General features: G+C 33.6%; 9 protein-coding genes. 8 read left to right on the top strand and 1 reads right to left on the bottom strand.

Annotated features, from left to right (window positions below; all coding sequences use genetic code 11):
• The 8 genes from BT1A1_RS19075 to BT1A1_RS09145 form a co-directional block, all read left to right on the top strand.
• Positions 1 to 257, top strand: a 257-nt coding sequence (locus BT1A1_RS19075; protein ID WP_197057093.1) for a hypothetical protein, incomplete at its 5' end; no start/stop codon positions are given.
• Positions 258 to 1461: 1204 nt separating this feature from the next.
• Positions 1462 to 2295 carry an NERD domain-containing protein gene (locus BT1A1_RS09175; protein ID WP_051989081.1) on the top strand — a complete coding sequence of 278 codons (834 nt, stop codon included), beginning with the start codon at positions 1462 to 1464 and terminating at the stop codon, positions 2293 to 2295.
• Positions 2296 to 2510: 215 nt separating this feature from the next.
• Complete coding sequence (locus tag BT1A1_RS09170) at positions 2511 to 2837, top strand: nucleoside triphosphate pyrophosphohydrolase (RefSeq protein WP_034770386.1); 327 nt, start codon at positions 2511 to 2513, stop codon at positions 2835 to 2837.
• A gap of 146 nt (positions 2838 to 2983) precedes the next feature.
• Entirely contained in the window at positions 2984 to 3520 is a 537-nt protein-coding gene (locus tag BT1A1_RS09165; RefSeq protein WP_034770385.1) for a GNAT family N-acetyltransferase, read from the top strand.
• An 82-nt stretch (positions 3521 to 3602) separates the two neighbouring features.
• A complete protein-coding gene (locus BT1A1_RS09160) occupies positions 3603 to 4799 on the top strand; it encodes an MFS transporter (protein ID WP_072012680.1) in 1197 nt (398 codons plus the stop codon).
• A 300-nt stretch (positions 4800 to 5099) separates the two neighbouring features.
• Positions 5100 to 5288, top strand: coding sequence for a hypothetical protein (locus tag BT1A1_RS09155; RefSeq protein ID WP_034770383.1), 189 nt, complete (start codon positions 5100 to 5102; stop codon positions 5286 to 5288).
• Positions 5289 to 5445: 157 nt separating this feature from the next.
• On the top strand, positions 5446 to 5985 hold the full coding sequence (locus tag BT1A1_RS09150; protein ID WP_034770380.1) for a DUF1572 domain-containing protein: 540 nt from the start codon (positions 5446 to 5448) through the stop codon (positions 5983 to 5985).
• Between the two features lie 755 nt (positions 5986 to 6740).
• Positions 6741 to 7457, top strand: coding sequence for a bifunctional nitric oxide dioxygenase/dihydropteridine reductase 2 (locus BT1A1_RS09145; protein ID WP_034770379.1), 717 nt, complete (start codon positions 6741 to 6743; stop codon positions 7455 to 7457).
• Positions 7458 to 7651: 194 nt separating this feature from the next.
• Here the strand turns inward: BT1A1_RS09145 and BT1A1_RS09140 are convergent.
• On the bottom strand, positions 7652 to 7997 hold a 346-nt coding region (locus tag BT1A1_RS09140), incomplete at its 5' end, for a DUF2200 domain-containing protein (RefSeq protein ID WP_072012679.1).

The following is a 7997-nucleotide window of genomic DNA, read 5'->3' as shown; positions in this document are numbered from 1 at the left end:
TTTTTTTGATTAGTCAGAGACTGGCAGCCAAAGAGCGTTCTTACCAACCCAAAAATATTGATGGGTGGTCATTTTACAATATCCAAAAGTCATTAATGAATCAAAAGCCACTTTTTAAAGGGGAAGAGCTGAGAGGTTATGTAAAACGTTATTTTCCACAAAAATGGCAATATTTTATCGGGGATATTTTTGGATTTAACTGGTACTTGTCCTTAGAAATTCAAATTAACAAGGACATTTATGATGTACAATGGTAACCTGAAAAGTGGTTTTCCCATCAAGATCAGTGGATAATTTATAAAAATGGAGAACGAATTGGTGAAGCGCGAACATTAATAAATTTAAAAAATGCTGCAAAATTAAAAGAAGCCATCCAGTTCAACTTTTATGATAAATTGTATAAATCATCCGCAATTACAGTGACATCCGGCATTTCACTAACTCAAGGTGGAAAGCTACTAGGCACATTAAAACCCAACCATATGATTAGTAATGTACAAGTAATAGATGTCCAAGAAAATCAGCCAGAATATATCGTTGCACTCATTGTCCACTCATTTTATTTCAAAAGTAAGTAATGTGAAACTCGAAATCATCAGTAAGCAGCTATGGGCTTATTTGAGAGGAGGATATAGTTTGAAACGTTTCTAAATCAAGGGTACTTGTCTTGAAAATGTTCTTAACGTTGTAAAATACGAGGTTACCTAAAGGAACTCCCTTATAGTACAGATTTTTGGCTGTTTTTATGTCGAATTTTAGCTTAGTGTACAAAACTTTCGAAATGTTTGCGGTACTCCGCTTACTTCTTGTTACGATTTTTCGAGTATATTTAAGCAATAAACAATCGTAAGCATTCCAATTATCGAAACCAGTCTATCATAAAAGGAAATTGGTATAAAATGACTATTTTTGTTGAAAATTGTAAAAATTTCGCTGTATAATGGAAGATAATAAGAATTGTGATGAGAAAGGAGAATACATACGGAAATACAAACAGACCACTGTTCTTGGTACATAATATGACGAATTGTCCATGAAAAGTATCGGATTTAGCTGAAACATCTTAGAGAAAGAAGAGGGACTCCAAGATCGGTCTTTCTTGGCTAATAGGAAAGTATAAATTTTTCAATTTCTACTTTCCTAACGCATAAGTGCTCTTGCGGCTCTGCTCTCGCCTAAAGGCTCGGCAATCGCCGAGTGTTTTTTATATTATGTAAAGAGGGATTTGTAAGGGAGTAAGTACGGGAGACTACTTAACTAGTAAAAGTGGCTCGAATAAATGAAGTATAGAAGTTTCCTGCAAGTGATGAAACTTTATTTAAAAATGATCTGTAGAGTCTATTGAGCTTGTCGTAGAAGGTTCACCAATTTCGATAATACCCAAATGAATGTCGTGATTAGATTAGCCTTTCGGATAATGGAATGATTGTACAGAATGCGGGATAAAGGGGCTTTGATGAAGTGGAAGGAATTATACAGTTTGTTGTCATATTCTTCGTACTTGGTGCTATTAGTATATGGGTTAACAAAAACCTACCAAAGTGGACTGGAAAAGTAGGAGAAAGAAGAGTCCAAACAGAAATTGAAAAACTTGAAAAGCTTAAGCCGAATCAATATAAGGCATTTCACGATCTATACATACCAAAACAAGCGGGTGGATACTCCCAAATTGACCATATAGTCGTCTCTGAATATGGAATTTTTGTTTTGGAAACGAAAAATTATGATGGTTGGATCTTTGGTGAGGAAAATAAAAAATATTGGACCCAAGTAATCTATAAAAGAAAAGAAAAATTTTTAAACCCCATTTGGCAAAATAAAGGCCATATTAAAAGCTTAAAGGAGTGGTTAGGGCCTGAGTTTGAATCGGTACCGTATTTTTCAATGGTTGTATTTTTTAAAAGTGCTTCGTTTAAAACAGGAATGAATTTTAAGGAAGCTGATGTAATCTATGTAAGAAACTTGATTAAAACAATTGAGCAGTATCAAACGACCGTTATTAGTAAAGAAACAGCCGAAAAGATATCTGGTAAGTTAAATAGATTGATGATAGGAAATAAAAGCAAAAAGAAGGAAATTGAAAAACAGCATGTACAAAATATTAATAACGCTAAAGGGAAGCAAAAGGCAAATGTCGATAATAGTAAATGTCCAAAATGCGGTGGGAATTTACAAGTTAAAAATGGGAAGTATGGGAAGTTTGTTGGATGTAGTAATTATCCGAAGTGTAGGTATACTCGGAAAGAAGTTATTAATCCCGGTAGTAAAAAAATACAACAAAGTAGTTCAACTTAAGGAGTTTGAGGATTGTGACCTCAAACTTTTTTTAATGAGAAAATTTAATAATCTTCATTGTAATTTTAATTGTTTTTTGAAACTGAAGCACGTTGAACAGAATAAATCATTTTTATAGTTGATTTTAAATTGGAAAAATGCTTTATCGAGCCAATCTAATCCATTATAATGGTAGTTAGTAAAATAAATACTAGAACCTGTATGGAGCCACCTTTATGCCAATACATAATAAACTTGTTCGGGATCGAATTCCGGAAATAATAAAAAGCACTGGTAAACTAGCTGATACGAAAATTTTAGATGAAGAGGAATTTGTCACCGAATTACGTAGAAAAAGTAAAGAGGAACTAGATGAATTTTTGAATTCAGAGACAAACGAAGAGGCCTTGGAGGAATTGGCTGATTTATTAGAAATTATACACGCTCTTGCCAAAGTTCATGCAGCTAGTTTCGATAAAGTTGAGCAAATTCGTTTGAAAAAGGCTGAAGAACGAGGTAGTTTTGAAGAACGGATTTTTTTAATAGAGGTCCTCGATGAATAAAATCGAGCTAATACTGAACTGTCAGTCATCGCTTCAGCAAATAGTAATTTCTGCATCCTGAAACATTATAATACAGAAATATTGGGAATATGGTATAAAGGAATTAAAATATAAAAAAGAAATATAAAAAATAAGGGGATAGTTAGATGGGAGAATTGACTTTTTCACCTTTAAAAGATGAATTGGAAGAATTAGTTGCTTTTTTTATAGAAAATACGTGGGAATTTCATCGTGATCCTTATCCGTCAAAATATAAAATTATGCAATCGTTTCGTAAAGGCTGGTTTCAGGATGAGCGGGCAACATTTTGGATAAATAAAGATGGCGAGAAAATCGGATTGATTATTCTAGATGATATAACGGATTCAATTCCTTTATTTGACATCCGTTTGGCAACAAAATGGAGAGGAAAAGGTTACGGAACCATAGCGGTTAACTGGATAAAAGACTATATATTTAATCTTCCTGATATGAAAATACGAATTGAAGCCTACACCCGTTATGATAATATACCGATGCGAAAAACATTAGCAAAATCCGGATTTGTGAAGGAAGGCTACTTAAGGGAAGCATGGGAAAATGATGATGGGTCGCTTATGGATGCGATTATATATGCAGCAACTCGATCGGACTGGGAAAAAGGTATCATTACACCGATTAAGTTGAATGAAGAACCTTTTTGAAAATAATTAAATATGGAATAAATCTCGAAGTTCTATTTAAGGGATAATTCAATCACTAAGCAAATTAGGAGAACAATAAATAATGTTTATTAATAAGAATTTCACAAACCTACTATTTGGAAGATTTTTAATTAACCTGGGAGATAGCCTTTACTATATAACTATAATGTGGATGGTATTTGACCTAACAAATAATACATTATATACAGGAATTGCCGGTGCATTATTTTTGTTACCGGAAGTTTTTTCCTTCCTTTATGGTCCGGTAATTGACCGAGCTAACAAGAAAAACATCTTAGTGCTGTTTTCACTATTACAAGCTCTATTACTTTTCATTATATTATTCATTTATGCTAATCATCTATCCATTTATGCTATTTTATTAGTCTTACCCTTTTTGGCTTTTTTATCTGAATTTACTTATCCAATCGAAGGAACGTTAATACCAAAATTTGTAGAAAAAAAAGATTTAACTAAGGCAAATTCAATGATGTCAGTTGCTGCTAATGGGGTAGAGTTATTTTTTAATGCAATTTCTGGAATTTTAATTGCTGCAACCTCTATTTATACAATTTTAGTGGGAAATATTTCAATTTTTATCCTTGCAACTATCTTTTTTTCACTTTTAAAGATAAAGGGAAGTACAAAAACAGAGAAAGACCAAGGAGAATATACGTATTTTTCGGATTTAAAAATAGGTCTTAAGTTTGTTAGTAAAAGAGAAATATTAGAATTAATGATTCCATTTTTAATTCTAAATTTTTTGTTAGCAAGCCTCACCGTAAATTTACCAGCTATATCACAGGAAAGTTTTGAATCCGCTTCTTCGTATGGTATTTTACTTACAGCTTCTGGTCTAGGAAGTATGGTAGGAGCGATAGTTAGTGATTTCGTTAGTAAGAGAGTTAAATTTGGTGCAATTGTGATTGGTACTATAGTGCTTTATGGTGCTTTTTGGCTTATTGGGTTATCAATTGGAGGTCATTTTATTTACCTATTTGCATTTCTAGCCAGTATTTCAATAGGTGTAATAAATGTTATTTTTTCTGTGCTTTTTCAACAATTACCACCGGAAAATATGATTGGAAGAGTTGGAACTGCAATTAGTAGCCTTACCACATTATTTATGCCGTTAGGTGCGCTATTGGGAGGAATAGTTCCGCAGCTAATTGGTTCAAAACCTTATGTATCTGGGATAGCAATTTTTATCATGATTCTAGGAGTTTCCTTAGTTTTTGTGAAATCTATTCGAACCAAATCATATATAACAGAAAATTAACGCTTCTTCGTTTTTAAATTGAAAAATTAGTGTCTTTTCTTTTTTTATAATTGAATCCTGTCATTTCTGAGCTATGCACTTGGTTTTCTGTTATTATTAGTTCGTTTCGATATCAAAGTCTAATGTTGCCCAACTTTCACCCCAGCGTACCCAATCAACTACATAGCTATATGTTCCATCTTTTTTTGCTGTTATCGAGATAATACGAGTTACTCTTGTTTATTGATCATCATTTAAAAAGTCATAGTTTCTATAATAGCCATAAGCTTTTTGAGTAAGTTGAGTTTTTGAAGAAATTTAATGAATGGTTATCTAGTAAATGCGCCAATTTCACTAATCAAGGTCTGGTTTGATACGATAAAGGAAGAGATTGGAGAAATCCGACTTCTGCAAATATCGCTAGAAGCTTATGCAGGAATCGGTGACACTGAAAAAACGGTTAAGGATGTATTTGGTGAGGCAAAAGACCTTAGCCGCCCCCAAGTATAAAAGTGAAATTATTTTTGGAGGAACTCGAAATAAAAATCTCAGTTTAGATCAAAAGAGAAAAAAAGTTCCGCCCGGCAACTATTGAAGCAAAAGAAAAGATTTTACAAAAAAGTAATGATATTCGTATTAAAATTATAACTTTCGGCGGGTGATGATGATGAAAATTGGGAATGTATATTTGAGAGTTGTTATTGAACGTTTTAAAAGTGTTAAAACCCTCGGAGATAAAACAATTGAACAGTTATCGGAACAAGATATCCATTGGACGTATAATCAGGAATCTAATAGTATTGCCGTCATCGTGAAACATTTAAGTGGCAATATGATTTCCAGGTGGACCGATTTCCTAACTTCCGATGGGGAAAAGGAAAATAGAAATCTTGATGAAGAATTTATTGATGACATCTCTTCAAAATCAGAGTTAATTAGTGTTTGGGAAAAAGGATGGGATGTTCTAATAGATACACTAACTGGTTTAAAAGAAGATGATCTATTAAAAACGATAAAAATTCGTGGTGAGAAGCATTTAGTTTTAGAAGCAATTGAGCGGCAAATGGCCCATTACGCGTATCATGTCGGACAGATTGTTTATATTGGAAAACAGCTAAAGAACAATGAATGGAAGACACTCAGCATACCAAGAGGGAAGTCTGAAGATTATCGAAAGGAAATGCTTGAAAGACACCGAGATAATTAAGTTAAGTTGAGTGTTCATTAACAAAGAAGAGGAATTTATGGAAAAAGGTTGAAAATGAAATTGAATCGTTAGCTAAATAAAAACATGCAAAAGATATGGATAATCTCATACCAAATGCGAAGATTGAAGGAACAAAGACGCTCCTCTTGAAACGTTCTTGTTCCCAAAGGGTTAACTGTTACTGAAATGTTTTTTACTTCTTAATTGAAATAATAACGATTACATTATTCACCATCTTGATGTCAATTTTCAATGGGTTCCGCTGACCAGAAAAGTGGAAGGTTCTTTTGCCATGTATGTATCCCGTTCGATTGTGAAACCTTTACCGAATCTTTTGGCAGTACTTTTTTGAATTTTATGTAATTTAGTGGATTCCATTAATGGGCAATGATGGTATCCCAATCAGAGACGAAATTGAATTGATAAAAATATTGAACTAACCGGTGCTTTATTGAAGATTTGGTTGTGGATTCGGACCAAACTTTATTCGTTTATCATATAAACAATAGGATAAGAGAAGAGGTCCTTTTCCAAACAAATGAGAGTATAACTCACTGAAACTACTTAACTGGAGAAAATCCACATTATGAAAGGCTTTGAAAAGATTTTTACCTAAAGGAAAGAGAAATATTTTAATTCACTATTAGTAAGGTAAACCAGATCATTTTCTGAAACGATCAACTTTTTAATTGAGAATTGTTATCAATTATAGTATATTTGTTAATAACACATTAATTAAGTAAGGAGATTATACGATGCAAATATACTGGACGAAAATAAATAAAATTATTGAGGAAACGCCTGAGGTGAAAACGTACCTGCTCGACGTTCCGGAAGATTTTACATGGGAGGAAGGGTCACACACGCATCTCGGACTGGAAGGTTTTAATGTTGGGGATAAACCAAATCGTAGTTTGGTCCGTCATATGTCCATTTCCACTTTACCACATGAAGGTGCAATTGGTATTACAACACGATTCAAGGAGCAGTGCTCTGAGTTTAAAACAATTTTAAGAAATCTTGAAGTTGGTAATGAAGTTGCCATATTTAAAACTCATTCAAATGTGCCGCTTAAAAGGGAAGATAAAAATGTTTACCTGTTGTCTTCGGGTGTCGGCTTGGCAACTTTCAGACCGCTTGTACTTGAATATTTCAACCGTGCTGACAATGTCAAACACATTTATTCCTTGAATATCGATTCAAAAAGAGACTTTTTATTTACAAATATTTTTACATCCGCTCATGACAAGAATTTCACGGCACAGTTCGTCGATAACCGTAAAGACTATTATGAAGAAGTGAAAAATCTTGCTGGAGACAAGGATGGGTTCTTCTATATTGTAGGTAGCGACGAGTTCCTTGTGCAGAACATTGAAGTACTTCGTGGGCAAGGCATTAAGCCAGAACAGATTATGCTTGATAAACGTGAAAAAGAACTACCTAAATTTTTCTCAGTTGATTTGTCAATTTGAACATCTCAGCTCATTCGGACTAGAACTTTTTGCTTTGTTTTAAATTGTTAATGGTCTTACTGTTAAAAAAGGGAGTAGCTTTTTATACCATCTTAACGGGCAGTAAGACCCCACGAGTTTACAAAGTAGGGGGTCGTGCTGCCCGCTTGCGTCCGAAATTATTAAGATTAGTACCCTAATTTTATTGTTCAATATTAGTTACGTAAAATTTTTTCCATTGATTTCCCTTTTGCTAACTCATCGATTAGCTTGTCTAAATAACGAATTTCTCGCATTGTTGGTTCTTCTATTTCCTCCACTCGAACGCCGCAGATTACTCCTTTAATTAAAGTCCGTGCAGGATTCAATTGCGGAGCTTCTGCAAAAAAGGTTTCAAAATCATTCTGTTTTTCCAGTTGTTCTTCTAACTGTTCCTGGATATATCCTGTCAACCAACAAATAATTTCATTAACTTCTGACTTTGTACGACCTTTTTTCTCAGCTTTCGCAATATAATGGGGATACACACTTGCAACACTCATTGTATATATCTTATGTTTC

This window comes from Caldibacillus thermoamylovorans (assembly GCF_000751775.1).
Lineage (GTDB): Bacteria > Bacillota > Bacilli > Bacillales > Caldibacillaceae > Caldifermentibacillus > Caldifermentibacillus hisashii.
The sequence above is the reverse complement of the archived record's forward strand: the minus strand, read 5'-3'. Positions and strand labels throughout refer to the sequence as shown.

Bases quoted from the DNA above. Each gene is read 5' to 3' on its own strand.
- BT1A1_RS09170 (WP_034770386.1), top strand. From the start codon at position 2,511: ATGCCAATACATAATAAACTTGTTCGGGATCGAATTCCGGAAATAATA.
- BT1A1_RS09165 (WP_034770385.1), top strand. From the start codon at position 2,984: ATGGGAGAATTGACTTTTTCACCTTTAAAAGATGAATTGGAAGAATTA.
- BT1A1_RS09160 (WP_072012680.1), top strand. From the start codon at position 3,603: ATGTTTATTAATAAGAATTTCACAAACCTACTATTTGGAAGATTTTTA.
- BT1A1_RS09155 (WP_034770383.1), top strand. From the start codon at position 5,100: ATGAATGGTTATCTAGTAAATGCGCCAATTTCACTAATCAAGGTCTGG.
- BT1A1_RS09150 (WP_034770380.1), top strand. From the start codon at position 5,446: ATGAAAATTGGGAATGTATATTTGAGAGTTGTTATTGAACGTTTTAAA.
- BT1A1_RS09145 (WP_034770379.1), top strand. From the start codon at position 6,741: ATGCAAATATACTGGACGAAAATAAATAAAATTATTGAGGAAACGCCT.